At 60.6% G+C, this 792-nt stretch carries 1 protein-coding gene; it reads left to right on the top strand.

Going from position 1 to position 792, the window contains the following annotated elements:
- The first annotated feature begins 191 nt into the window (after window positions 1-191).
- On the top strand, window positions 192-668 hold the full coding sequence (locus EN939_RS36435) for an Lrp/AsnC family transcriptional regulator (RefSeq protein ID WP_027040109.1): 477 nt from the start codon (window positions 192-194) through the stop codon (window positions 666-668).
- Window positions 669-792: the final 124 nt, after the last annotated feature.

Genomic DNA, 792 nt, shown 5'->3' with positions numbered 1-792 from the left:
TCCTTGCGCCGCGCAGTCGCGGGCATATTCGGCAACGCTCATCGTCGTCATGGTTTTTCTCCTCGCAAATCATCAATGGCTGACGTGCCGAAAAGGCTACCCCGATCTGCCGAGGCAAATCGGTTTTGATGATGGCTCGAACGGAATATTTGGGATAACATCCACTCACAAAACCCTCTATCGGAGTGAAAGTGCCTCAATTCGACGATTTCGAGATCAAGATGCTCGATGTCCTGCAGCGCGACGGGCGCAAGCCGGTTTCCGAACTGGCGCAAGAGATCGGCCTGTCGACGACGCCGTGCGCGCGGCGCTTCGAGGCGCTGCAGGAGGCCGGCATCATCAAGGGATTTGCCGCGGTGATCAGCCGCCGCGCGGTCGGCCTGATGGTCGAGGTGTTCATCCAGGTGCGCCTGGTCAGCCACAGCGACGGCTCGCCCGAAAGCTTCATCGCCGCCGTGCAGCGCATGGACGAGGTGTCCTCGTGCTGGACGATGACTGGCGACCATGACTTTCTGCTGCATGTCATGGTGCCGTCGGTCGACGAACTCAACGCCTTCGTTATGCACCGGCTGATGCGGCTCGACGGCGTGCGCGACGTCCACACGCAGTTGGTGCTGCAGAACATCAAGGGGCCGGGCCATGTGCCGCTCGGGCATCTCAGGCGATGACAATGCCTCTCTTCGCACTCCTTGGGGAAAAGCTGCACGCAAACTGCTGAAACGGGCCAATCGCGTGTCCACATCGCCGGCCAGCTTGCGCGGACCAACTGCCCAAGAGGTCCGCCATGAAAAT

It is taken from the genome of Mesorhizobium sp. M7A.F.Ca.CA.002.05.1.1 (genome assembly GCF_003998335.1).
GTDB lineage: Bacteria > Pseudomonadota > Alphaproteobacteria > Rhizobiales > Rhizobiaceae > Mesorhizobium.
Note: the sequence above shows the minus strand (reverse complement) of the source record. Positions and strands in the feature narration are given on the sequence as shown.